Source organism: Pseudomonas sp. DCA-1, assembly GCF_046523955.1.
In the GTDB taxonomy this organism is placed as follows: domain Bacteria; phylum Pseudomonadota; class Gammaproteobacteria; order Pseudomonadales; family Pseudomonadaceae; genus Aquipseudomonas; species Aquipseudomonas putida_Y.
In genome coordinates this window covers 2,441,238-2,461,974 of sequence record NZ_CP169881.1, presented here as the reverse complement: position 1 = coordinate 2,461,974, position 20,737 = coordinate 2,441,238, and the positions used below count along the sequence as shown (strand labels likewise).

General features: G+C 61.2%; 27 protein-coding genes. 17 read left to right on the top strand and 10 right to left on the bottom strand.

The genetic code is table 11. The features are described from left to right. From ACE4QZ_RS11555 to ACE4QZ_RS11540, 4 genes are read left to right on the top strand one after another with little or no spacing between them, the layout of a single operon-like run. A complete protein-coding gene (locus tag ACE4QZ_RS11555) occupies nt 1-1,248 on the top strand; it encodes an NAD(P)/FAD-dependent oxidoreductase (RefSeq protein ID WP_021782292.1) in 1,248 nt (415 codons plus the stop codon). Continuing rightward, nucleotides 1,245-2,054, top strand: coding sequence for a DUF1365 domain-containing protein (locus ACE4QZ_RS11550; protein WP_021782291.1), 810 nt, complete (start codon nt 1,245-1,247; stop codon nt 2,052-2,054). Before ACE4QZ_RS11555 ends, ACE4QZ_RS11550 begins: the two co-directional genes overlap by 4 nt. Continuing rightward, nucleotides 2,029-3,291 (top strand): SAM-dependent methyltransferase, encoded by a 1,263-nt coding sequence (locus tag ACE4QZ_RS11545; protein WP_021782290.1) that lies wholly within the window; start codon nt 2,029-2,031, stop codon nt 3,289-3,291. Before ACE4QZ_RS11550 ends, ACE4QZ_RS11545 begins: the two co-directional genes overlap by 26 nt. Then, complete coding sequence (locus tag ACE4QZ_RS11540) at nt 3,291-3,779, top strand: DUF2878 domain-containing protein (protein WP_021782289.1); 489 nt, start codon at nt 3,291-3,293, stop codon at nt 3,777-3,779. Before ACE4QZ_RS11545 ends, ACE4QZ_RS11540 begins: the two co-directional genes overlap by 1 nt. On the opposite strand, the gene ACE4QZ_RS11535 is transcribed toward ACE4QZ_RS11540, so the two are convergent. The 5 genes from ACE4QZ_RS11535 to ACE4QZ_RS11515 are packed head-to-tail and all read right to left on the bottom strand — an operon-like array spanning nt 3,717 to nt 6,808. Further along, the gene (locus ACE4QZ_RS11535) at nt 3,717-3,899 is read right to left on the bottom strand and encodes a DUF2256 domain-containing protein (RefSeq protein WP_080671086.1); all 183 of its coding nucleotides are present in this window, start codon (nt 3,897-3,899) and stop codon (nt 3,717-3,719) included. The genes ACE4QZ_RS11540 and ACE4QZ_RS11535 overlap by 63 nt on opposite strands. Continuing rightward, a complete protein-coding gene (locus ACE4QZ_RS11530; RefSeq protein WP_279934962.1) occupies nt 3,896-5,422 on the bottom strand; it encodes a cryptochrome/photolyase family protein in 1,527 nt (508 codons plus the stop codon). Before ACE4QZ_RS11530 ends, ACE4QZ_RS11535 begins: the two co-directional genes overlap by 4 nt. 8 nt (nt 5,423-5,430) lie before the next feature. Next, entirely contained in the window at nt 5,431-5,736 is a 306-nt protein-coding gene (locus ACE4QZ_RS11525; protein WP_021782287.1) for a DUF6482 family protein, read from the bottom strand. Continuing rightward, a complete protein-coding gene (locus ACE4QZ_RS11520) occupies nt 5,733-6,269 on the bottom strand; it encodes a DUF3833 domain-containing protein (protein ID WP_019751189.1) in 537 nt (178 codons plus the stop codon). Before ACE4QZ_RS11520 ends, ACE4QZ_RS11525 begins: the two co-directional genes overlap by 4 nt. Nucleotides 6,270-6,271: 2 nt before the next feature. Further along, nucleotides 6,272-6,808: a chalcone isomerase family protein gene (locus ACE4QZ_RS11515; protein WP_279934961.1), complete on the bottom strand. Its 537-nt coding sequence runs from the start codon at nt 6,806-6,808 to the stop codon at nt 6,272-6,274. A gap of 159 nt (nt 6,809-6,967) precedes the next feature. On the opposite strand from ACE4QZ_RS11515, the gene ACE4QZ_RS11510 reads away from it, so the two are divergent. The 4 genes from ACE4QZ_RS11510 (at nt 6,968) to ACE4QZ_RS11495 (ending at nt 9,728) form a co-directional block, all read left to right on the top strand. Next, a complete protein-coding gene (locus ACE4QZ_RS11510) occupies nt 6,968-7,459 on the top strand; it encodes a DUF1543 domain-containing protein (RefSeq protein WP_103444540.1) in 492 nt (163 codons plus the stop codon). Nucleotides 7,460-7,537: 78 nt separating this feature from the next. After that, nucleotides 7,538-8,308, top strand: coding sequence for an SDR family NAD(P)-dependent oxidoreductase (locus ACE4QZ_RS11505; RefSeq protein WP_103444541.1), 771 nt, complete (start codon nt 7,538-7,540; stop codon nt 8,306-8,308). 95 nt (nt 8,309-8,403) lie between these two features. Next, nucleotides 8,404-9,096 carry a DUF421 domain-containing protein gene (locus ACE4QZ_RS11500; RefSeq protein ID WP_275966643.1) on the top strand — a complete coding sequence of 231 codons (693 nt, stop codon included), beginning with the start codon at nt 8,404-8,406 and terminating at the stop codon, nt 9,094-9,096. 92 nt (nt 9,097-9,188) lie between these two features. Continuing rightward, on the top strand, nt 9,189-9,728 hold the full coding sequence (locus ACE4QZ_RS11495) for a type 1 glutamine amidotransferase domain-containing protein (protein ID WP_028697242.1): 540 nt from the start codon (nt 9,189-9,191) through the stop codon (nt 9,726-9,728). Nucleotides 9,729-9,784: 56 nt separating this feature from the next. On the opposite strand, the gene ACE4QZ_RS11490 is transcribed toward ACE4QZ_RS11495, so the two are convergent. After that, entirely contained in the window at nt 9,785-10,309 is a 525-nt protein-coding gene (locus ACE4QZ_RS11490; protein ID WP_103469753.1) for a hypothetical protein, read from the bottom strand. A 193-nt stretch (nt 10,310-10,502) separates the two neighbouring features. Here ACE4QZ_RS11490 and ACE4QZ_RS11485 point away from each other — a divergent pair, with 193 nt between their 5' ends. From ACE4QZ_RS11485 to ACE4QZ_RS11475, 3 genes are all read left to right on the top strand, one after another. Further along, on the top strand, nt 10,503-11,360 hold the full coding sequence (locus tag ACE4QZ_RS11485; RefSeq protein WP_021782280.1) for a glucose 1-dehydrogenase: 858 nt from the start codon (nt 10,503-10,505) through the stop codon (nt 11,358-11,360). Between the two features lie 169 nt (nt 11,361-11,529). Next, the gene (locus tag ACE4QZ_RS11480; protein ID WP_021782279.1) at nt 11,530-11,994 is read left to right on the top strand and encodes a hemerythrin domain-containing protein; all 465 of its coding nucleotides are present in this window, start codon (nt 11,530-11,532) and stop codon (nt 11,992-11,994) included. A gap of 75 nt (nt 11,995-12,069) precedes the next feature. Next, entirely contained in the window at nt 12,070-12,378 is a 309-nt protein-coding gene (locus tag ACE4QZ_RS11475; RefSeq protein WP_103444543.1) for a hypothetical protein, read from the top strand. Here ACE4QZ_RS11475 and ACE4QZ_RS11470 read toward each other — a convergent pair. Then, a complete protein-coding gene (locus ACE4QZ_RS11470; RefSeq protein WP_275966642.1) occupies nt 12,320-13,261 on the bottom strand; it encodes a GlxA family transcriptional regulator in 942 nt (313 codons plus the stop codon). The genes ACE4QZ_RS11475 and ACE4QZ_RS11470 overlap by 59 nt on opposite strands. 109 nt (nt 13,262-13,370) lie before the next feature. On the opposite strand from ACE4QZ_RS11470, the gene ACE4QZ_RS11465 reads away from it, so the two are divergent. Further along, nucleotides 13,371-14,168: an SDR family NAD(P)-dependent oxidoreductase gene (locus ACE4QZ_RS11465; protein WP_275966641.1), complete on the top strand. Its 798-nt coding sequence runs from the start codon at nt 13,371-13,373 to the stop codon at nt 14,166-14,168. Between the two features lie 151 nt (nt 14,169-14,319). Further along, nucleotides 14,320-15,327, top strand: a complete 1,008-nt coding sequence (locus ACE4QZ_RS11460) for a zinc-binding alcohol dehydrogenase family protein (RefSeq protein ID WP_279934960.1) — start codon at nt 14,320-14,322, stop codon at nt 15,325-15,327. A gap of 119 nt (nt 15,328-15,446) precedes the next feature. Here the strand turns inward: ACE4QZ_RS11460 and ACE4QZ_RS11455 are convergent, their stop codons facing one another. Further along, complete coding sequence (locus ACE4QZ_RS11455) at nt 15,447-15,620, bottom strand: hypothetical protein (protein WP_021782274.1); 174 nt, start codon at nt 15,618-15,620, stop codon at nt 15,447-15,449. Nucleotides 15,621-15,834: 214 nt separating this feature from the next. Here ACE4QZ_RS11455 and ACE4QZ_RS11450 point away from each other — a divergent pair, with 214 nt between their 5' ends. The 4 genes from ACE4QZ_RS11450 to arsH are packed head-to-tail and all read left to right on the top strand — an operon-like array spanning nt 15,835 to nt 18,701. Beyond that, the gene (locus ACE4QZ_RS11450; protein ID WP_021782273.1) at nt 15,835-16,182 is read left to right on the top strand and encodes a metalloregulator ArsR/SmtB family transcription factor; all 348 of its coding nucleotides are present in this window, start codon (nt 15,835-15,837) and stop codon (nt 16,180-16,182) included. A 21-nt stretch (nt 16,183-16,203) separates the two neighbouring features. After that, nucleotides 16,204-17,487 (top strand): arsenic transporter, encoded by a 1,284-nt coding sequence (locus ACE4QZ_RS11445; RefSeq protein ID WP_021782272.1) that lies wholly within the window; start codon nt 16,204-16,206, stop codon nt 17,485-17,487. Nucleotides 17,488-17,515: 28 nt separating this feature from the next. Then, nucleotides 17,516-17,986 (top strand): arsenate reductase ArsC, encoded by a 471-nt coding sequence (locus tag ACE4QZ_RS11440; protein WP_021782271.1) that lies wholly within the window; start codon nt 17,516-17,518, stop codon nt 17,984-17,986. 13 nt (nt 17,987-17,999) lie between these two features. Beyond that, nucleotides 18,000-18,701, top strand: coding sequence for an arsenical resistance protein ArsH (gene arsH / locus ACE4QZ_RS11435; protein ID WP_103444544.1), 702 nt, complete (start codon nt 18,000-18,002; stop codon nt 18,699-18,701). A gap of 12 nt (nt 18,702-18,713) precedes the next feature. Here arsH and ACE4QZ_RS11430 read toward each other — a convergent pair whose 3' ends face one another. Both ACE4QZ_RS11430 and ACE4QZ_RS11425 read right to left on the bottom strand, forming a co-directional pair. Beyond that, nucleotides 18,714-20,078 (bottom strand): ATP-binding protein, encoded by a 1,365-nt coding sequence (locus ACE4QZ_RS11430; protein ID WP_021782269.1) that lies wholly within the window; start codon nt 20,076-20,078, stop codon nt 18,714-18,716. Further along, nucleotides 20,075-20,737: a response regulator gene (locus ACE4QZ_RS11425; RefSeq protein WP_021782268.1), complete on the bottom strand. Its 663-nt coding sequence runs from the start codon at nt 20,735-20,737 to the stop codon at nt 20,075-20,077. Before ACE4QZ_RS11425 ends, ACE4QZ_RS11430 begins: the two co-directional genes overlap by 4 nt.

The window sequence follows — 20,737 nt, the reverse complement described above, 5'->3', positions numbered from 1 at the left end:
ATGCGTATAGCAATCATCGGCAGTGGCATCGCGGGGCTGACCTGCGCCCATTTGCTGTCACGCAAGCACGAAGTCACGGTTTTCGAGGCCGAGCAATGGATTGGGGGGCACACACACACCCTTGATGTGGTCTGGAAAGGCCAGCGCCATGCAATAGATACCGGTTTCATTGTTTTCAACGACTGGACGTACCCGCACTTCATCCGCTTGCTCGACCAGCTCAAGGTCCCTTCGCAGCCGACCGAGATGAGCTTTTCCGTGCATGACCCGATCACGGGCCTGGAATATAACGGCCACGACGTGAACACACTGTTCGCCCAACGCAGCAACCTGGTGTCCCCAGGGTTCTGGGGGATGATCCGGGACATTCTGCGTTTCAACCGTCAGGCACTGGCCGACCTGGACAGCCAGCGTATCGATGCCAGCACCACGCTGGGCGCCTACCTTCAGGCGAATCACTATGGGCAGCGCTTCATCGATCATTACATCGTGCCGATGGGGTCGGCGATCTGGTCGATGTCTCGCGCAGACATGCTCCACTTCCCGCTTGAGTTCTTTGTGCGCTTCTGTCGCAACCACGGCTTGCTGTCGGTCAACCAACGCCCACAGTGGCGGGTGATCAAAGGCGGCTCGCGCAGCTATGTCGCGCCGCTGTGCCGAACGTTCTCTGAGCGCATCCGCCTCAACTGCAAGGTTTACCGGGTCAGCCGCGACGAAGGTGGCGTGACCCTCGTGAGCGCGGCCGGCACCGAACGCTTCGACAATGTGGTGTTCGCCTGCCACAGCGATCAGGCCCTGGCACTGCTGGAAAGCCCCAGTACCCGGGAGCGCGCCGTACTCGGCGCCATCGGTTACGCCAGTAACGACGTGGTGCTGCACACCGATACTCGTCTGCTGCCACGCCGCCAGCGCGCCTGGGCCAGCTGGAACTACCGCCTGGGCGGCCCAGAGCAGGCTCCTGCCGCGCTGACCTACAACATGAACATTCTGCAAGGTATCCAGGCACCGACAACCTTCTGCGTGAGCCTCAACCAGACCGCACTGATAGACCCGGCACAGGTCATCGCCCGCTTCCAGTACGCCCATCCCCAGTACAGCGTTGCAGCGTCCGCCGCGCAAGCGTGCCAGGAGCAACTGCAAGGGCAACAGCACAGTTATTTCTGCGGTGCCTACTGGGGCAATGGCTTTCATGAAGACGGGGTGGTCAGCGCACTGAAAGTGGCCGCGCATTTCGGAGAGCAACTGTGAACAGCAGCCTCTGCCTGGGCTGGATCAGCCACCGTCGGCTGACGCCGCGGGTCCACGCGTTTCGCTACCGGATCGGCATGTTCTACCTGGACCTGGACGAACAAACCTGGCTGATGGGCCTGTCACGCTGGCTGGGGCGCTGGCGCCTGGCGCCGTTGTGCTGGCGCGAGACCGACTACCTGCCCGCTCAGACCCGCCAAGGCGAATCGCTGGCCCAGGCTGCACGCTTGCTGGTGGGGCAGGCGACGGGGCACCTGCCCGAAGGCCGGGTACAGCTGCTCACGCAACTGCGTTGCTGGGGGCTGTCGTTCAACCCGGTGAGTTTCTATTTCTGCCATGACCGAGACGGGCGCCTGACCGCGATCCTGATGGAAGTGCGCAACACGCCCTGGCGTGAACGCTTTCATTACGTGCTACCGGTGCAAGGCAACCTTGCCAGGCCCTTCAGCGTCGGCAAGGCCTTCCATGTGTCGCCGTTCATGCCGCTGGACATGGACTATCGCCTGCGCTTTTTCCTGGACGCGGACCATGTGCGCATTCACATGCAGAACTGGCAAGGCGGCACAAAGGTGTTCGAAGCCGACCTCGCCTTGCGCCGCACGCCACTGGATGGAACCGCGCTGCGTCGGTATGTCCTGAACTTCCCGTGGATGAGCCTGCGCACCGTCTCGGCCATCTACTGGCAAGCGCTCCGTCTGTTACTCAAACGCACGCCCGTGCATGACCACACCGCCTGCCAGGGTGACCTGGCGCTTGGCCAACCTTGCGAGGACCTTGATGATGTCGAATCCCACCCTGAGCGTTAGCAAGTTCGCAGGCCTTGCGCCACTGCTCGGCGGGCTGGCACGAAGCGCCGTGCTCGCCCAGTTGGGCAAGCTGCGTCACGGCCACCTGCGCCTGCTCAGCCACGGGCAGCAGTGGAGTTTCGGTGATGCCGACAGCCCGTTGCAGGCCGAGGTGGAAATCCTCGATGACGCCACCTGGAGCCTGATCGCCGGCAATGGCTCGATCGGTGCGGGCGAAGCCTACATTCACGGCTATTGGCGCAGCCCCGAGCTGGCGCTGGTGACCCGCCTGTTCGTCGCCAACCTTGAAGTGCTCGACGCGCTCGAGGGCGGCCTGGCCCGCTTGGGCCGCCCTGCCCTGCGCCTGCTGCACCGGCTCAACCGCAACGACAAGCGCGGTGCCCGGCGCAACATTCTGGCGCACTACGACCTGGGCAATGCCCTGTTCGAGCGGCTGCTGGACCCCACCATGATGTATTCGGCTGCGCAATTCGAGCACCCTGACCAATCACTGGAGCAGGCTCAGTTGCACAAGCTGGAGCGCATCTGCCAAAAACTCGAGCTGAGCCCTGACGATCACCTGCTGGAAATAGGCAGCGGCTGGGGCAGCCTCGCTATCCACGCAGCCACCCGTTACGGCTGCAGGGTCACCACCACGACGCTCTCCGAGGCGCAGTACAGCCATACCCTGAAGCGCGTTCAGGCCCTGGGGCTGGAGCAGCGTGTGCAAGTGCTCCGCGAAGACTACCGCGACCTTCAAGGCACGTTCGACAAACTGGTTTCGATCGAGATGATCGAAGCGGTTGGCCATCGCTACCTGCCGGTATATTTCCGCCAGTGTGCCTCGCTACTCAAGCCTGAAGGCCTGATGCTATTGCAGGCGATCACCATCCGCGACCAGCGCTATGCCCAGGCGCAGCGCTCGGTCGACTTTATCCAGCGCTACATCTTCCCCGGTGGCGCCCTGCCTTCGCTCAGCGTGTTGCTCGACACCGCCAGCCGGCACACTGGCCTTAACCTTGTGCACATGGAGGATTTCGGTCAGGACTATGCCCACACCCTGCGGCACTGGCGCGAAAACCTGCGTCAGGCTCGCACCGCGCTGACGGACCTTGGCTACGACGACATGTTCCAGCGCCTGTGGGAGTTTTACCTTTGCTACTGCCAAGGCGGTTTCGAGGAGCGCGCCATTGGCGTAGCACACCTACTCTGGGCAGCGCCCCAGGCACGCCGCGCGCCCTTGCCTGGCGGTGCCTGATGCCCAGCCGCTGGCTGATCGGCAATGCCCTCTGGCTGCAAGCCGGCTGGTGGATCTGCGTGCTGGGCGCCGAGCGGCCCTTGCTGTTGCTGCTGGTGATTCCGGGCGTGGCTGTGCACCTGCGCCTGTGCCCGGACATCGATGCCGAGGTCAAGGCTCTGTTGCGCGTTACCTTTATCGGCTGCGTGCTCGACAGCGCGCTGGGAGCACTGGGTGTGTTCAGTTTCGACGCCAGGCCCCTGCCGTTGTGGCTAGCGCTGCTGTGGTTGGTGCTGGCCAGCGGTATGCGTCACAGCCTGGCATGGGCCGGCAGGCACTGGCGAAGCGCTGCACTACTGGGGGCGATTGGCGGCCCTCTGGCCTATGTAGGCGGCGCCAGGCTGGCAGATGTCGCCTTGCCATTGGGCGCGCTGGAAACCGGCCTGCTACTGATGCCGATATGGGCTTTGGCCTTGCCGCTGCTGGTGCGGGTCGCGGCGAGGCGCTGACCGGCGGCATCGCTCGGAACAGTAGCGCACCTGCTCCCAGCAACGAGCCCAACGCTTGCGCCAGTTGAATGGCCGGCCACACACCACGCAAACCTTGCTGGGCAGAAAGCTCTTTTTCATAACGCCTGCCCCGCATCAAGCCGCGCCAACAAAGACTGGCCACGTAGCCACACGGCATCGCGACGGCCAGGGGGCATGCCATCGAGGCTGCGATAGACCAGGGCCAGGCGCGGGTTAGCCGAGAGCTGGGGGCGATGGCGAATGAGAAAATGCCAATACAAGGCATTGAACGGGCAGGCATCCTCTTCGGTCACCTGGTCAACCTTGTAACTGCAAGCCTTGCAATGATCGGACATGCGCTGGATATAACGACCACTGGCGCAATACGGCTTGGACCCCAGGTAGCCGCCGTCGGCGTGCATCACCATGCCAAGCGTGTTGGGCAGTTCGACCCACTCGAAGGCATCCATGTAGACCGCCAGGTACCACTCACAAATCGCGGTTGGCACGATACCGGCCAGCAGGGCGAAGTTGCCGGTAACCATCAACCGCTGAATATGGTGAGCGTAGCCCAACCGCAGGGTTTGCCCGATGGCTTGCGCCATGCAGCGCATGCGGGTGCGCCCGGTCCAGTAGAACGCTGGCAGCGCCCGGTCGTTGTTCAGGTGATTGAGCCCGGCATACGCCGGCATGCGCTGCCAATAGATGCCACGCACATACTCACGCCAGCCGATCAGCTGGCGAATGAAGCCTTCGGCTGCATTGAGCGGCACACGCCCCTCGCGCCAGGCTTTGTCGACGTCGTCGCACAGACGACGCACATCCAGAAGCCCAATGTTGAGTGCCGCACTGATGCGCGCATGAAACAGGTACGGCTCGCCTTCGGCCATCGCGTCCTGGTAGTCACCGAAAGCCGCCAGGCCGAAATCCAGAAAATGCTGCCACAACTGTTGTGCCTCGGCGTGGGTCACGGGGTAGTCGAAACCGTCGACGCCCCCGTAGTGGTCGCTGAAGCGCTGACGCACCAAGGCCACCACCGCTGCCGTGATGTCGTCCTGCGCGAAATGCGCAGCGAACGGGCCACGCAGCTGCCGTGGCAATGGCTTGCGATTGTCGCCATCGAAATTCCAGGCCCCACCTGCCGGGCTGCCGTCAGGCTCCATGAGCAGGCCGGTTCGCTTGCGCATGCCACGGTAGAAGTGCTCCATACGCAGCTGGCGACGTTCTGTGGCCCAGCGCCCGAAGGCTTCACGGGAGCACAGAAAACGCGTGTCGCGAAACCACACAAGCGGCAGTGCGGCATCACGCAAGGCCTGCTCCAGGCGCCACTCCCCGCACTCGGTCAGGTGGATGTGGGTGGCGCCCAAGGTTTGTTGCCAACGACGCAACTCACCCACGATGCTGCCGCTGTTACCCTCGGCGTCCAGCTTGACATAGTGCACCTGCCAACCCCGTTCACGCAGGGCCTGGGCAAAATGGCGCATGGCGCTGAAGATGAGAACGATCTTCAGCGGATGATGCGGTACGTATCTGGCCTCCCCCTCCACTTCCGCCATCAGGACCGCATCGCGAGCAGGGTCAAGGGACGCCAAGCTTGCCAGGTCGAACGACAGTTGGTCACCCAGCACCAAGCCCAGGCGCATCGTCCGGGCTACCACTGGCTGGTGAGCGTTACCGGTACGCGCAGCGGTGCGATGGGGCCGTCACGTTGCCCGCACATCTCATCGTGCACCACCTGCTGCACCAGCATGCACGGCACCGGCGGTAGGTCGGCCAGCAACTGCCGCAGTTCGGTCGTGGAGCGCACGCGCACGGGCTGCCCCTGGGCATCGCTCAATGTCACGGGGCCGGCGTCGGTCAAGGCACGCAGGAGATAGAAGCCCCCCTCCAGCGACAGCAGTTCAAGTTCCTTGGCTTCGCCGGTCGAAACCAGCTGGGTCAGCGCGTTCAGGTTCATGGTGTGCCCTCTGGCAGGCGGCGGAAGAACAAGGTGATCTGACCAATCTCCACGCCCAGTTTGCTCATGCTCGAGCGGTTGATCAGGGTGTCGTCATCCATGAGGTACATCCAGTCGTCCAGGTCTACCTGCCAGTGCCGCCCATCGACCGGCAGGTCCAGTTGGTAACGCCATCGCAGCGCGTTGCCCGCCACTTCGCCACGCGCCTCGCCGATCACGTCCCCCGCTGTTCCCCGCCAGCGCCCGGGGCCGTCCGGCACCAGCGTCCAGGTCCGCTGCTGGCGTGTACCATCGCTATAGAGAAAATGTTCGTCGAGGATCAGCCGCTCACCCTCGCGGCGGCTGTCGATGCGCACATGGAAGCGCTTGACCACCTCCCCGGAACGCTTCTGGAACATCCCCCACGCCTGAACCGGGCGCGAGAAGAACGCCGCCAGGTCCAGCTTCGGCTGCTCCTGGGCATAGTGCTCGACACCGACATTGCCACAACTGCCCAGAAGCAGGCAGGCAGCCAGCAACAGCGCTTTGTACATGTTCAGGCTCCTCGGTCATCGCCAGCCAGCCCAAGCAGCCGCTGACGCAATTGGGGGTCTCTGGCCCGCGGGTCGAGCCAGATGGCGAAGAAGGCCCGGGCGAACACCGGATCGTTGATCGCGTGGCTCAGTTTGCCGTCGACGTAAAAGCGGCAACCCTGCCCCGGCAGGTACAAGCCCGTGATGCGCATGCCAGGGCTCACGTCCACGAATGCCTGCTCAATCGCCCTGGTCCATGCCGCGCGTTGCTGTGCCGTCATGCTGCCGCCACCCAGGCGTTGCATTTCCTCGAGGCTGGCCTTGACCAGCGTGTCCCTGGACAATGAACGGTGATAAAGCAGCTCAAGGGCGAACGGCTGGTTCCAGTCCTGAACCGGGCCAACTGCCCATAACCGGGCGGTATACAGCCGCAGGCCAAACCAGGTGAAATCACCGGCGCCCAGCCGTTGCGCCGCAGGCAGCTCCGCTCGCCAGTCTGCCGCCGACGACATGGCGGCTAGCAGCAGGCACAGACAGGTCCAACGTGCAGGGTGCGCCATTCTGACCTCGAGCACTTTGCTAAATACTATACAATAGTAGACGCTTGTACAGATATTTGACGAGCCATGTATAGTTTTTAATGCCCAGCATGCATATTTCTGCAAGCCTCGCGCCCCGTTATCGAACACCCATGAAAGTCGAGATAGAAGGAATTGCTCATGCTGTACGTCGTCATGCTCGGTGGACGCCACCCACGGGCCAATATCGAGGTCCACGATGTGTTGTTCACCCAGGCGGACTCACTTGAACAGGCCTACCCACATTTGCGCCAAGCCTGGTTCGGGAGCCGAACGGGCTTGCACATCGACGCATGGATGGAAGTCGACGGTATTGACCACTACCGCCTCGAATTCAGTCAGGTAGCGCCTGGCCCACACGATCCCAGGTTGTTCTTCATCAACCTTGGCGGCTACGAGCCCGGGGTGTTTGGCGAGGCACACCGCTACCTGCTGGTGGTGGCGAAGGACAAGGCCGAGGCCAGGCAACTGGGCAAACAGCGCCTGCAGGCAGACTGGCTCAAGCCGCATACCGACGCGGTACTGGACGTCGACGATTGCCTGCCGATCGACTGGGTGAACGACCGTTACGTGCACTTGATCGAAGGGTCCCATGACGGCTTACGGCAGTACAGCGACTATATCCTGCTGTGAGCTCGCCCCTGCCATGTGCAAGAACGTTGGCAGGCATCACAGGACGAAGCGCCAGCGCCCAGCCAAGAGGACACGCCGATGAGCCTGATCAACGACCTTCACACACCCGCCAATGTGCTGGTCTGCGGGGCCAGCCAAGGGATTGGCCTGGCATTGTGCACGCAGTTGCTGGCGCGCGATGACATCGGGCTGGTGTTCGCCGTTTCGCGACGCGCCACCACCAGCCCTGCGCTGGATACCTTGTTCACAGAGCACGGGCGACGGTTGGTTCGCCTCGATTGCGACGCCCGATCCGAGCAGGCACTGCACACTCTGGCAGCACAGGTGGGCGCCTGCTGCGACCAGCTGAACCTGGTCTTCAGCACGCTTGGCGTGCTGCAAGAAGGCCCGGCGCGGGCTGAAAAAGCACTGACCCAGCTAGACATGGCGGGGTTGCTGAGCACTTTCACAACCAACTGTTTCGCCCCTGTTCTGCTGCTCAAGCATTTGCTGCCGCTGCTGCGTCGGCAACCGATGGCCTTCGTCGCCTTGTCGGCGCGGGTTGGGTCGATCGGCGACAATCACCTGGGTGGGTGGTACAGCTACCGTGCCAGCAAAGCCGCGCTCAATCAGCTTCTGCGCACTGCAAGCATCGAGCTGAAGCGACTGAACCCCGCATCAACGGTACTTGCATTGCATCCCGGCACCACCGACACCCAGCTTTCCCGACCCTTTCAGGGCAATGTGCCGCCGGGCAAACTGTTCTCGCCCGCGTTTGCCGCCACCTGCATCCTGGCACTTGTGAGCCGTCACGGCCCGGCGCAGAGCGGAACGTTCTGGGCGTGGGATGGCACGCCGATTCCCTGGTGACGCGCGCGGAGAGTTGCAGGCCAAGTCGATGAACCAGCCCTGAGCGAGAACGGTCAACCCTTTATCTGACAACGGCAGAAGGAAGGGTGGAACGAATGGTTTCGTTTGATCTGCAACGGATGCTGATAGGCGACTTCCCTTTTACCTTTCTGCTGGAAGTTGCTGTGCGTGTTTCAGCGGCCTTCCTGGCCGTGTTCTTCTTTCTGAAATTCAGTGGCCGGCGCGGGATCAGACAGCTGTCCCGGTTCGAGCTCGTGGTCATTCTCACCCTGGGCTCAGCTGCCGGCGATGTGACCTTTTACGAGGACGTACCGCTGCTTCCGGTGGCCTTGGTTTTCCTCACGCTGTTCATGCTTTACCGAGGAACGGTCTACCTCATGAGGCGAAACAGAACCTGCGAGGCCTGGATCGACGGGCTGCCGATCACGGTAGTGAAAGATGGCATGTACGAAATCCATTCGCTGCGTCACATGAACATTTCACCGAATGAGCTGTTCATGGAGCTACGCCAGCAAGGTGTCGAGCACCTGGGCCAGGTTCGACTGGGCCTTCTGGAAACCGATGGCGATCTCAGTTTGTACTTCTACGATCAGCAAGACACACGCCCAGGCCTGTCAGTGCTGCCGGTCGAGCATCGCCCGGAGTACACATCGCCGCCCGGCGCCGGGTTGCATTGCTGCGTGAGCTGTGGTTTCCCGGCCTACCATGAGCCTCATGACACCCTGGCATGTTCACGTTGCGGTCATACGGTCTGGTCGCCTGCATTGGATACCGTGCGCAACCGTTAGCAGGTTCTCCCCATACCGCCAGGCATCGAGCAGGAACTTTGCTTGCTGTTTGCAGGCCCTTATGAAAGGCCTATCAGCATGAGGAGAAAATGATGAGTGCACAATTGAACGGCAAGCGCGTGGCCTTTCTGGTCACCGATGGCTTTGAACAGGTGGAACTGACCGGCCCGCGTGAAGCCTTGGAAAACAGCGGCGCGGTAGTCGATATCCTGAGCGAGAAAGAAGGCACGGTACGTGGCTGGAACCATGACGAACCCGCCGACGCGTTCAGCGTGGATGCGACTTTCGACAGTGCGCAGCTTGACCTCTACGATGCCCTGGTGCTGCCCGGCGGTGTGCAGAATTCGGACACGATTCGCTTGATTCCCGGCGCGCAGAAGCTGGTTAAAAGCCACGATGCGGCCGGCAAGCCGCTGGCGGTCATCTGCCATGGCGCGTGGTTGCTGATATCGAGCGGGTTGGCCAAAGGCAAGCGAATGACCAGCTACAAAACCTTGCAAGATGACATTCGTAATGCGGGCGGTACGTGGCTGGATGAACAAGTGGTGGTCGATGGCAACCTCATCACCAGCCGCCAGCCGGATGACATCCCCGCCTTCAATGAGCAGTTGATCAAGGCATTGGCAGGCTGAGCCTGATTCTCTTCAGCGCGTGCTGGTCGCCCATGGCACCGACCAGCACGCGCTGATCACGCCAGCTGGATGAAAACCGAATAGCTGCCCAGCAAAACCCAGAAGCACAGGAAAATCCAGGGCGTGCGCAAGGAAAACAGCAGCGATTTACGGTGCCCTGCCTGAGAGGTCTCGGCCTCGCAGAACAGTGGCGACTCGTCATAGGCAAGGCCCATCATCGGCTCGCTGCGCAGCAGGTGGCTCTGCTTCATCTGCCAGTGCTCGATAATCCGGAAGGCCGCGCGGATGCCAGGCCAGGCGTTCAGTGTACTGAGCACGCCGAGCAGTGCGAGAAAAGCCGGCACCATCAAGGTGAACATCTCGCCCCAGCCTGGGTTCAGGTTGCCCATCGATGACACATAGGCAATCACCAGGAACGACTGGGCAGCAAGATAAGCGTCAGTGCGGTTGGCCAGGATGGTGGTCTCATACTGAATTTCGCGCCGATAGAAATCCAGCCGCTCCTTGGGCGTACCGAACATCCTTTCATTCCTCTGGTCGATCTCATGTTCCGGCGTGGAAGGCGTGATGATTCGAGGCACTGCAGACTCCTTGATAACGTGGGCCTCACCCATGCCAGCAAGCCCCGTCAGCGGTAGAGCCATGCGGTTGGTAAAAATTCACTGGAAGTGGGTGCATCAACCGCTCGTCGCTCAGCACGAAGATCCACTTCAACACTGGCTTGCCGCGCCTTTCGAACGGAAATGAGCGTTTCAACCTGCAGGAGCTTCCAGCATGAGCGACTACCCTACCCCTCCATTCGCCTCCCAACCGCAAAGCGTTCCAGGTTCCCAGCGCAAGATGGAGCCGTATCCGGACTGTGGCGAGCAGAGCTACACCGGCAACAATCGCCTCGAAGGCAAGATTGCTTTGATAACTGGTGCTGACAGCGGCATCGGCCGTGCGGTAGCGATTGCCTATGCCCGGGAAGGCGCTGACGTAGCCATTGCCTATCTGAATGAACACGAAGATGCGCAGGAAACAGCGCGCTGGGTCAAAGCGGCTGGCCGCCAGTGCCTGCTGCTGCCCGGCGACCTGGCACAGAAACAGCATTGCCATGACATCGTCGACAAGACCGTGGCGCAGTTTGGTCGCATCGATATCCTGGTCAACAATGCCGCGTTCCAGATGGCCCATGAAAGCCTGGACGACATTGACGACGATGAATGGGTAAAGACCTTCGATACCAACATCACCGCCATTTTCCGCATCTGCCAACGCGCTTTGCCCTCGATGCCAAAAGGCGGCTCGATCATCAACACCAGCTCGGTCAACTCTGACGACCCGTCACCCAGCTTGTTGGCTTATGCGGCCACCAAAGGGGCCATTGCCAATTTCACTGCTGGCCTTGCGCAATTGCTGGGCAAGCAGGGCATTCGCGTCAATAGCGTCGCGCCCGGCCCGATCTGGACACCGCTGATACCGGCCACCATGCCTGATGAGGCGGTGAGAAATTTCGGTTCCGGTTACCCGATGGGGCGGCCGGGTCAACCTGTCGAGGTGGCGCCAATCTATGTCTTGCTGGGGTCCGATGAAGCCAGCTACATCTCGGGTTCGCGCTACGCCGTGACAGGAGGCAAACCTATTCTGTGAACGTGCTGCCGGGGCTTGCTGACGCGGGCCTCGGTGCCTCTGGCAGAGCGGTATCAAGCCCCGCCCCTGAAGCGCACCCTGCCAGACGTCATCGCCATTGAACCCTGCCGCCCACTGCCACTCAACTCCATGCAAGCCATTTTTCATTCGCCCGCGACGAGGTGACACCATGAATGCTATCGACCTGCTGGTTCAAGACCATAAATTGGTCAAGAAGCTGTTGGAAGAGCTCAGTGCGACCACAGAGCGTGCCGTAAAGAAGCGCGCCGAACTGCTGCATCGCATCGAGCAGGAACTGCAGATCCACACCGCTCTGGAGGAGGACATTCTCTACCCGGCAATCAAGAAAGCCGGTGGTAAAGAGGAAGCCAAGATGTATTACGAAGCCAAGGAAGAACACCGGACTGTCGACGCCCTGGTGCTGCCTGATCTGCTACATACGCAAACAGGCACCCTTGAATTCGCCGGTCGGGTCAAGGTGATGAAGGAGCTGCTTGAGCATCACATCGAGGAAGAGGAAGAAGAGCTCTTTCCCACCGCGAAAAAGCTGCTCGGAAAAGACCAACTGGACGAGCTGGGGCTCGCCATGCAAGCCCAGAAAAAACTACTGAAGGGTGAGCAACGGGCCGCGTGAATCAAAGGCGCCAGGCCAGGTCGGGCACGATCGACCCGGCCTGGCGCCATGGATTAATGTTTGGGACTCGCTTCGATGGAGAGCTGGATCGACTTACTGGAGTGGCCAGCCATGCTGGTCACGGTGGTGGCAGCCTGGTGTATCGGGTCGCACCGTCCAGGACGGCGCATGGTGGGCTTCTGCTGTTTTATCGCCAGCAACATACTGTGGTCAGTCTGGGGGTGGCATGCCCAGGCCTGGGCTTTGATTGTGCTGCAGCTTGCGTTGTGTGTCATGAACCTGAGGGGATGGCGCAAGAATAAAAGCGCTTCAACGAAAGCGCAGGTCACACTTGCCGAGCATCCCTTCGCACCGCCTGAGGAGGGACGCCAAACCCACGGATGAACACCTCGCGCATGTGCCGGCGGTCCCTGAACCCGGTTTCCTTGGCCACCACCTCCAGGCTGTGCCGGCTCTGCTCGATCATCAGCCGGGCAGCCTCGAGCCGCAGGCCCTCGATGGCCTTGGCGGGTGATTGCCCGGTCTCGGCAGTGAATACACGGGTGAACTGCCGAGGGCTCAGGTGCGCCACCTGGGCCAGCTCTTCCACGCTCAATGGGCGGCTGAGGTGACCGCGCGCGTAATCCAGCGCGCTCTGGATACGGTCAGTCCTGGGCGACAGCGACAACAACTCGGAATGTTGGGACTGCCCACCAGAACGGCGTTGATGCATGACCATCTTGTGCGCCACCGACCTGGCCATCTCGTTGCCCAGATCCTTTTCCACCATGCCCAGGGCCATGTCCAGGGCGGCGGTCATGCCGGCGGACGTCCATATCGACCCATCGACGATGAAGATCCGGTCTTCCTCGACGTCGATTTTCGGGTGCAACTCACGCAACTTGTTCGCGTAGGCCCAGTGGGTTGTAGCACGCCGCCCATCCAGCACCCCGGCCTGTGCCAGTACGAAACAGCCGGTGCAAAGACCCGCAGTGCGCCGCGCAGCGTCGACGAAGCCCCGCACGCTGGCCAGCACCTCTTCACCAGGCGGTGTCAACGGCGTCAGCGTACCCGTCACCATCCAGGTGTCAGCCAGACCAGGGGCGGCCAAAGGCAGCGTCTCGACAGACATCCCCAACGAGGAGCGCACCGTGCCGCCACCGACAGAAAAGTTCTCGAGCCTGTAAACCGCTTTGCCGGCGACGATGTTGGCAAACTCGAACACGGTTTGCGTTGCCAGGGACATGATCTGAAAGCCTTCGGTTAACAAATAGCCGACCCGGTGCATGGTTGAACCTCACTGAGCAATGTCCTGAAACACTACCATATACGTCCTTTAAGACAACAACCGTCTTCTGCATCATGGCTCCACCCACTCAAAGCAACGGAGTATCACCATGGCACAGGCATTCAAAGGCACCGCGCTTGTTACCGGCGCTTCCACCGGCATCGGTTCGCTCTACGCAGAGCAGTTGGCACGCCGTGGTTATGACTTGGTACTGGTGGCCCGCAACCGGGAACGCCTTAACGCATTGGCGGGCCGGCTTACTAGCGAAACCCGGCAGAATGTGGAAGTGTTCCCGGCCGACCTGGCCAATACAGATGACCTTGCCAAGGTAGAACGCAAACTGCGCGAAGATGCCAGCATCAGCATGCTGGTGAACAACGCCGGCATCGGCACCCATACCAGCCTGCTGGAAAGCGATGTCGAGCGCATGGCCGAAATGATCAGCCTGAACGTGACCGCCCTCACCCGCCTGACCTATGCGGCTGTACCTGGCTTTGTGGCGCGTGAGCGGGGGGCGATCATCAATATCTCGTCCATCGTCAGCCTGGCGCCAGAACTGCTCAACGGCGTCTACGGCGGCAGCAAGGCGTACGTCACTGCGTTCACCCAGTCCTTGAACAAGGAGCTGGAAGGCAAGGGGGTGCAGGTGCAGGCGGTACTGCCCGGGGCCACCGCCACTGACTTCTGGCAAATCGGCGGCTTACCGGTCGAAAACCTCGATCCCGGCATCGTGATGTCGGCCCAGGACTTGGTGGACGGTGCGCTGCAGGACTTCGACAACGGGGTGCTGATCTCCTTGCCGTCAATGCAAGATCTGCAAGCCTTCGACCAATACGAAGCTGCCCGCCAGGCCTTGTTCGGTCAGTTGTCCAGCAACCAGCTAGCACCGCGGTACAGCGCCAGCTGACCGTTGCGCGTGAGGCGCTTACACTTGGTAACGAGCGCCTCACACCATTTTCACTGTAGGAGAGAAAGTCTTGCGCTATTTGGCCAGTTTATCGCCTTAATCGAAACGACTAGCCTGAGCTCACTTTTCCCCTACCCAAGAGGTTGCGCCAATGAAGGCTGTCGTTTACACCCAACCCGGTTTGCCGATCCAGGACCCGCAGTCGTTGTATGACGCGCAGTTGCCCGAACCCAAGCCGGGAGCCCGGGATCTGCTGGTCGAGGTAAAGGCCATTGCTGTCAACCCGGTCGACACGAAAATCCGCGCGAGCCGCGGCGGTGAGCAACCACAGGTTCTCGGCTGGGATGCGGTTGGCGTTGTTCGCGAGATTGGGCCAGAGGTCACGTTGTTCCAACCTGGCGATGAGGTTTTCTACGCCGGTGCCATCGACCGTGCTGGCAGCTACAGCGAGCGCCATGTGGTGGACGAGCGTATCGTCGGACACAAACCCCGCAGCCTGGACAACGCCAGTGCCGCAGCCCTGCCCCTTACTTCCATCACCGCATGGGAGCTACTGTTCGACCGCCTGGGTATTGAGGAAAACGGGGGCCAGGGCCAAAGCCTTCTGGTGATCGGAGCCGCCGGCGGGGTGGGCTCGATCCTGGTCCAGCTCGCCAGCAAACTCACACAGCTGGTTGTCATCGGCACCGCTTCAAGGCCTGAAACCCAAGCCTGGGTCAAGGAGCTGGGGGCGCATCATGTCATCGATCACACCAAACCGATCCCCCATCAACTGGAAGCGCTCAAGTTGGACCCGGTCGATCATGTGATCAGCCTGACCCATACCGACACCTACCTCCCCCAACTGGTCGAAGTGCTTCGTCCACAAGGCAAGCTCGCGCTGATCGACGACCCGGCACAACTGGATGTCATGCCGCTCAAGCGCAAATCCCTTTCCCTGCACTGGGAGCTCATGTTCACCCGTTCGCTGTACCAGACCGAGGACATGATCAAGCAGCATCAACTACTCGATCGCATTTCACAGCTGGTCGATGATGGGGTGCTCAAGACTACCCTCGGCGAGCACTACGGCACCATCAACGCCGAGCACCTCAAACGCGCTCACGCCTTGATCGAGAGCGGGAAAGCACGCGGCAAGATTGTTCTGGAAGGCTTCTGATAGCGTTCCGGTTCCGAGGCAAGGCTCAGCTTTCATGACCACCCCGTACTCCGCTTCGCGAATGCACAAGCCGTGAACCATTACCTGAAAGGAACGTTTCACGGCGGCTGCCGGCATTCTCAAGGCTTTGCAGTGCGCCCTTTTTTCCATTGCGCCCTGGAGACACCTTCAGAGTAACCGGTGACACCGATCGCTACCTGCTGAATGCGGCCGCCATGCTGAAGGAAGGCCTCGACCTGCTCGCAGATGCGCACATGGGCTTTTTGGGCCGCGTTGGGGTACGTCTGGGACATGTTGGCCTCTCGGTTATGAGCCACTGAACGACAGTCACCCGAGCAGGCACTATACACCCTGCATTGCCATCAGGGCCTGAAGCCTGCCAAAACCCTGCTTTTGTCGACCGGAGGGGCCATGGCCATGCTGGGCTGCATGTGCCCACGCCCAAGAATGCTTGCCTGTACATATGGTAATACGTATATTCGGTTTTCCATATATTCAGGCGCCCCCATGATCACTCCGCCCGATGTCTTCAAGAGCCTCTCTGACGAAACCCGCGCTCGCGCCACCCTGCTTATCGCCAGCCTGGGCGAACTGTGCGTCTGCGAACTGATGTGCGCGCTGGACGACAGCCAGCCCAAGATCAGTCGCCATCTGGCACAACTGCGCAGCAATGGCATGCTGCTGGACCGCCGTCAGGGCCAGTGGGTGTATTACCGCCTGAATCCGGAGCTGCCTTCCTGGGTTCACGAGATGCTGCAGGTCACCTTGCAAGCCAATTCGCAATGGCTGGCAGACAACGCCCTTCGGCTGAAGAACATGGACGGCCGCCCCGTTCGTGATTCGGCCTGCTGCTGATCATCACCAAGCGAGATATTCATGCTGCCCGCCATTGCTGTCTTCGTGTTCACCCTCATATTGGTCATCTGGCAGCCCAAGGGGCTCGGGGTTGGCTGGAGCGCCGCGCTAGGCGCCCTCATTGCCCTGGCTACAGGCGTGGTTTCGCTGCATGACATCCCTGCCGTATGGGCCATTGTCTGGAACGCCACCGCCACGTTCATCGCGATCATCATCATCAGCTTGCTGCTGGATGAGGCAGGTTTCTTCGAATGGGCCGCATTGCATGTGGCGCGCTGGGCAAACGGCGGTGGCTACCGCCTGTTCGCCTTCTGCGTACTGCTCGGCGCCGCTGTATCGGCCCTGTTCGCCAACGACGGTGCGGCGCTGATCCTCACCCCCATCGTCATGTCGATGCTGCTCGCGCTGCGCTTCTCACCTGCTGCGACACTGGCCTTTGTCATGGCAGCAGGCTTCATTGCCGACACGGCAAGCCTGCCGCTGGTGGTTTCCAACCTGGTCAACATCGTCTCCGCCGACTACTTCGGCCTGGGCTTCGCCGAATACGCATCGGTGATGGTGCCGGTGAATATCGCCAGCGTGGCGACCACCCTGCTGGTGCTTTTTCTGTTTTTCCGTCGTGATATCCCCAAGCAGTACGCGCTCGATGCGCTGAAGGCGCCGAGCGAGGCAATTCATGACCACGCCACCTTCAAAGTCGGTTGGTGGGTGCTGCTGGTGTTGCTTGCAGGCCTGTTCGTACTGGAACCTCTGGGCATCCCGATCAGTGCGGTGGCCGCCGTCTGCGCCGCAATCCTCTTTGCCGTGGCCGCTCGTGGTCACCGCATCTCAACCCGTCGCGTGCTGCGGGAAGCGCCGTGGCAGGTGGTGATCTTTTCTCTGGGCATGTACCTGGTGGTGTACGGCCTGAAGAACGCCGGCCTTACGGACATGCTCACCCATCTGCTGGACTGGCTTGCCGGGCAGGGACTGTGGAGCGCGGCCATTGGCACCGGGTTGATCTCCGCGCTGCTGTCCTCAGTCATGAACAACATGCCCAGCGTGCTGATCGGCGCATTGTCGATCCAGGCCAGCGGCGCAGAGGGCCTGGTACGTGAGGCGATGATCTACGCCAATGTCATCGGCTGCGACCTTGGCCCGAAAATCACCCCGATCGGCAGCCTCGCCACGCTGCTTTGGCTGCATGTGCTGGCGCGTAAAGGCATGCGCATCACCTGGGGTTACTACTTCAAGGTCGGCCTGCTGCTCACGGTACCGGTTTTGCTGATCACCCTTTCTGCTCTGGCACTGCGCCTGAGCCTCTGACGTTCGCCACCCAGCGGAGGAGCCCTCCATGCGAGTCCTGTTCATGTGCACGGCCAACAGCTGCCGCAGCATCCTTTCCGAAGCAATGTTCAACCACCTGGCACCGCCCGGTTTCGAGGCGGTCAGCTCTGGCAGCTTCCCCAAGGGCCAGGTGTTGCCACGCAGCCTGAGCACGTTGCAGCAAGCCAATATCTCGACCAAGGGCCTGAGCAGCAAAGGCAACGATGCGTTCGAGGGCAACCCGCCTGACATCGTCATCACCGTCTGCGACAAGGCCGCGGGCGAAGCCTGCCCGGTGTATTTCGGCCCTGCGCTGAAGTCGCATTGGGGGCTGGAAGACCCGTCCGATGTCGTGGGTGACGAAGCTTCGGTCGATGCGGCGTTCCGGGCCACACTGGCCCGCATCGAATCTCGCTGCCAGGCCTTCTTCGCACTGCCGTTCGATCAACTCGACCGCGCGCAGCTCAAGCACGCGCTGGATCGCATCGGCTCGCTTTGAACAGGAAAAATACATGTCCGAGCAACTGCCTAACCTCGACCTCACGCTGTTCGACCTGCCACCTTCGGCAACCCCGACCAGCGAACACAAACCACGTATCCTGCTGCTGTACGGGTCTACCCGAGAACGCTCCTTCAGTCGCTTGCTGGTAGAAGAAGCCGCACGCCTACTGGAGCACCTCGGTGCCGAAACCCGCACCTTCGACCCGTCGGGCCTGCCGCTGCCTGACGATGTACCCGTAGAGCATCCCAAAGTGCAGGAGCTGCGTGACCTGGTGCAGTGGTCAGAAGGCCAGGTGTGGTGCTCGCCGGAGCGCCATGGGGCGATGTCGGCGGTGTTCAAGGCACAGATTGACTGGATTCCCTTGGCGCTGGGTGCGCTGCGTCCCACCCAAGGCAAGACCCTGGCCGTGATGCAGGTGTGCGGCGGCTCGCAGTCGTTCAACGTGGTCAACCAGTTGCGCGTGCTGGGCCGCTGGATGCGGATGTTCACCATCCCGAACCAGTCTTCGGTTCCCAAGGCTTATCTGGAGTTCGACGACGCCGGACGGATGAAGCCATCGCCCTACTACGATCGGGTGGTTGATGTCATGGAGGAGCTGGTGAAGTTCACCGTCCTGCTACGCGACCGTCAGGCATTCCTGGTGGACCGATATTCAGAACGCAAGGAAAGCGCCGAGCAGCTATCTGAGCGGGTCAATCAGCGATCAATCTGAAGCAACCTCGGTTCAAGACAGTGGAAACGACAGGGTAGCGGCCAGCCCGCCAGCCGATCTGTTTTCAAGACGTACCTGCCCACCCATGCGGCCGATGATGGTCGCGACGATGGAGAGCCCGAGGCCAGCACCATTTGGGCTATTGCGGCTATAAAAGCGTTCGAATACACGGGACAGGCTCTCCTCATCGATACCCGTCCCTTCATCCTCGACGACCAGTTCGACGCTGCTGTCCAGGCGCCGCAGTGACACGGCTATGCGCCCACCAGGCGGTGAGTGTTCTACCGCGTTGGACACAAGGTTCTGTAGCGCAATGCCCAGCGCGCCAGCGTCGATCTGCAGGTGGTGGTCCCCTTCGTCGATGTCCAGCGAGGGTTCCAGGCCACGGTCCAGTATCCATGGCGCCAGTTCAGCCAGGGTTTCGGTGACGACTTCGGCAAGGTCGACCCGGGTGCTGGCTCGCTGCCCCAGTTTTGGCTCAACGCGGGCCAATGTCAGCAACTGGTTGACCACCCGTGTCAGCCTATCGACCCCGCCCACAAGAAAGCCCAAGGCTTTCTCGCGCTCGGCATCATTGCTGGCGGCCAGCGCGTTCTGCGCGTGCAGCCGCAGTACGGCCAGAGGCGTACGCATTTCGTGGGCAGCATCGGCAATGAAGCGATGTTCACGTCGCAGCAGATCGTCGATTTGCGCCAGCAGGCGATTGATGGCCGCCTGCATGGGCTCCAGTTCAGTGGGAAGCGGTACCAGTTGCAGCGGCTCCAGCGAATCGGCATGGCGCCTGCGGATGACATTGGCCATGTTCTGCAGTGGCCGTAGCCCCCAGCCGATCGCAGCCCACACCAGCAGTGCCAATGCCAGGCTGCCAAGCAGGAACGGGAACAGCGTGTGGCGAACGATGCGGTCGATCAGGTCGTAGCGCACATCATCACGCTCACCCACCCATATAAGCCAGTGTTTTTCCGGCACCGGCAAAACGAAACCGCGCCATTGTTCACCACCACTGGAAAAGTCGTAGAACCCTGGAGCAGTGGGTGGTGGGTCAATTGACGGCGCACTGGGTGTATGTACCAGCAATGCCATGCCTTCACCCCAGACCTGGAACGCCAGCTTGCTTTCGTAAGGGTGGCCCACCTGGTGCCGCCCCGCTTTGCCCAAGGCATCGTTGAAGGCCTGATACAGCGCCTCACGCGAGCCCTCTTGTACCGGCATGCTCATGACGCCTTGCAGCAAACGCGCATTCTGGGCGAGATGCGCGTCATACACCTCGTTAATTTCGTGGCTGCTGTCATGGTAGTTATAGAGCGCAAGCAGGCCGGTGCCGAGTAGCAGCAAGAGCATCACACGCCACAGCGTACGCTGGCGTAGCGAGCTCATGCCTTGACCTCGACCAGATAGCCAATGCCGCGCACCGTGCGAATCAGGCCGTTGAACAGCTTCTTGCGCAGGTGGTAGATGTTCACCTCCAGCGTGTTGCTCTCCGGCTCTTCATCCCAGCCATACAGCAGTTGAGTCAGGCGTTCACGCGTGAATACCTTGCCGGGATGTGCCAGCAACTCATGCAGCAGCACATACTCTTTGGGGGTGAGCACAACTTCGACGCCATTGTAGTGCACTTGCTGGGTGGCCGGGTCCAGGCTGACCCCGGCATGCTCGATCAGCACCTTGGCGCGCCCTACGCTGCGCCGCAGCAAGGCGCGCAAGCGCGCCTTGAGCTCGTTGAGGTCGAAAGGCTTGACCAGGTAATCATCGGCGCCGGCATCCAGGCCGGCAATGCGATCATCGAGAGCATCCCGCGCGGTGAGGATCAGCACCGGCAAGCTGTCGCCGCCTGCGCGTAATCGCCTGAGTAGCTCGATGCCATCCATACGGGGCAATCCAAGATCCAGGATCAGCAGGTCGAAGGTCTCGTGTTGCAGCGCATGCAAGCCACTGACACCGTCACACAACCAGTCGAGGGTGTACCCCTCCTGGCGTAAGCCGTCGCAAATCCCCTCCCCCAGTGCAATGTCATCCTCAACCAGCAACAGCCGCAT

What these genes read in the sequence shown, in the direction of transcription:
- ACE4QZ_RS11480 (WP_021782279.1), top strand. Translation starts at nt 11,530, where the DNA reads ATGAATGCTATCGACCTGCTGGTTCAAGACCATAAATTGGTCAAGAAG.
- ACE4QZ_RS11440 (WP_021782271.1), top strand. Translation starts at nt 17,516, where the DNA reads ATGCGAGTCCTGTTCATGTGCACGGCCAACAGCTGCCGCAGCATCCTT.
- ACE4QZ_RS11510 (WP_103444540.1), top strand. Translation starts at nt 6,968, where the DNA reads ATGCTGTACGTCGTCATGCTCGGTGGACGCCACCCACGGGCCAATATC.
- ACE4QZ_RS11475 (WP_103444543.1), top strand. Translation starts at nt 12,070, where the DNA reads ATGGAGAGCTGGATCGACTTACTGGAGTGGCCAGCCATGCTGGTCACG.
- ACE4QZ_RS11455 (WP_021782274.1), bottom strand. Translation starts at nt 15,620, where the DNA reads ATGTCCCAGACGTACCCCAACGCGGCCCAAAAAGCCCATGTGCGCATC.
- ACE4QZ_RS11465 (WP_275966641.1), top strand. Translation starts at nt 13,371, where the DNA reads ATGGCACAGGCATTCAAAGGCACCGCGCTTGTTACCGGCGCTTCCACC.
- ACE4QZ_RS11450 (WP_021782273.1), top strand. Translation starts at nt 15,835, where the DNA reads ATGATCACTCCGCCCGATGTCTTCAAGAGCCTCTCTGACGAAACCCGC.
- ACE4QZ_RS11545 (WP_021782290.1), top strand. Translation starts at nt 2,029, where the DNA reads ATGTCGAATCCCACCCTGAGCGTTAGCAAGTTCGCAGGCCTTGCGCCA.
- ACE4QZ_RS11530 (WP_279934962.1), bottom strand. Translation starts at nt 5,422, where the DNA reads ATGCGCCTGGGCTTGGTGCTGGGTGACCAACTGTCGTTCGACCTGGCA.
- ACE4QZ_RS11485 (WP_021782280.1), top strand. Translation starts at nt 10,503, where the DNA reads ATGAGCGACTACCCTACCCCTCCATTCGCCTCCCAACCGCAAAGCGTT.
- ACE4QZ_RS11535 (WP_080671086.1), bottom strand. Translation starts at nt 3,899, where the DNA reads ATGAAAAAGAGCTTTCTGCCCAGCAAGGTTTGCGTGGTGTGTGGCCGG.
- arsH (WP_103444544.1), top strand. Translation starts at nt 18,000, where the DNA reads ATGTCCGAGCAACTGCCTAACCTCGACCTCACGCTGTTCGACCTGCCA.
- ACE4QZ_RS11525 (WP_021782287.1), bottom strand. Translation starts at nt 5,736, where the DNA reads ATGAACCTGAACGCGCTGACCCAGCTGGTTTCGACCGGCGAAGCCAAG.
- ACE4QZ_RS11520 (WP_019751189.1), bottom strand. Translation starts at nt 6,269, where the DNA reads ATGTACAAAGCGCTGTTGCTGGCTGCCTGCCTGCTTCTGGGCAGTTGT.
- ACE4QZ_RS11505 (WP_103444541.1), top strand. Translation starts at nt 7,538, where the DNA reads ATGAGCCTGATCAACGACCTTCACACACCCGCCAATGTGCTGGTCTGC.
- ACE4QZ_RS11445 (WP_021782272.1), top strand. Translation starts at nt 16,204, where the DNA reads ATGCTGCCCGCCATTGCTGTCTTCGTGTTCACCCTCATATTGGTCATC.
- ACE4QZ_RS11495 (WP_028697242.1), top strand. Translation starts at nt 9,189, where the DNA reads ATGAGTGCACAATTGAACGGCAAGCGCGTGGCCTTTCTGGTCACCGAT.
- ACE4QZ_RS11540 (WP_021782289.1), top strand. Translation starts at nt 3,291, where the DNA reads ATGCCCAGCCGCTGGCTGATCGGCAATGCCCTCTGGCTGCAAGCCGGC.
- ACE4QZ_RS11555 (WP_021782292.1), top strand. Translation starts at nt 1, where the DNA reads ATGCGTATAGCAATCATCGGCAGTGGCATCGCGGGGCTGACCTGCGCC.
- ACE4QZ_RS11460 (WP_279934960.1), top strand. Translation starts at nt 14,320, where the DNA reads ATGAAGGCTGTCGTTTACACCCAACCCGGTTTGCCGATCCAGGACCCG.
- ACE4QZ_RS11500 (WP_275966643.1), top strand. Translation starts at nt 8,404, where the DNA reads ATGGTTTCGTTTGATCTGCAACGGATGCTGATAGGCGACTTCCCTTTT.
- ACE4QZ_RS11425 (WP_021782268.1), bottom strand. Translation starts at nt 20,737, where the DNA reads ATGCGGCTGTTGCTGGTTGAGGATGACATTGCACTGGGGGAGGGGATT.
- ACE4QZ_RS11430 (WP_021782269.1), bottom strand. Translation starts at nt 20,078, where the DNA reads ATGAGCTCGCTACGCCAGCGTACGCTGTGGCGTGTGATGCTCTTGCTG.
- ACE4QZ_RS11515 (WP_279934961.1), bottom strand. Translation starts at nt 6,808, where the DNA reads ATGGCGCACCCTGCACGTTGGACCTGTCTGTGCCTGCTGCTAGCCGCC.
- ACE4QZ_RS11470 (WP_275966642.1), bottom strand. Translation starts at nt 13,261, where the DNA reads ATGCACCGGGTCGGCTATTTGTTAACCGAAGGCTTTCAGATCATGTCC.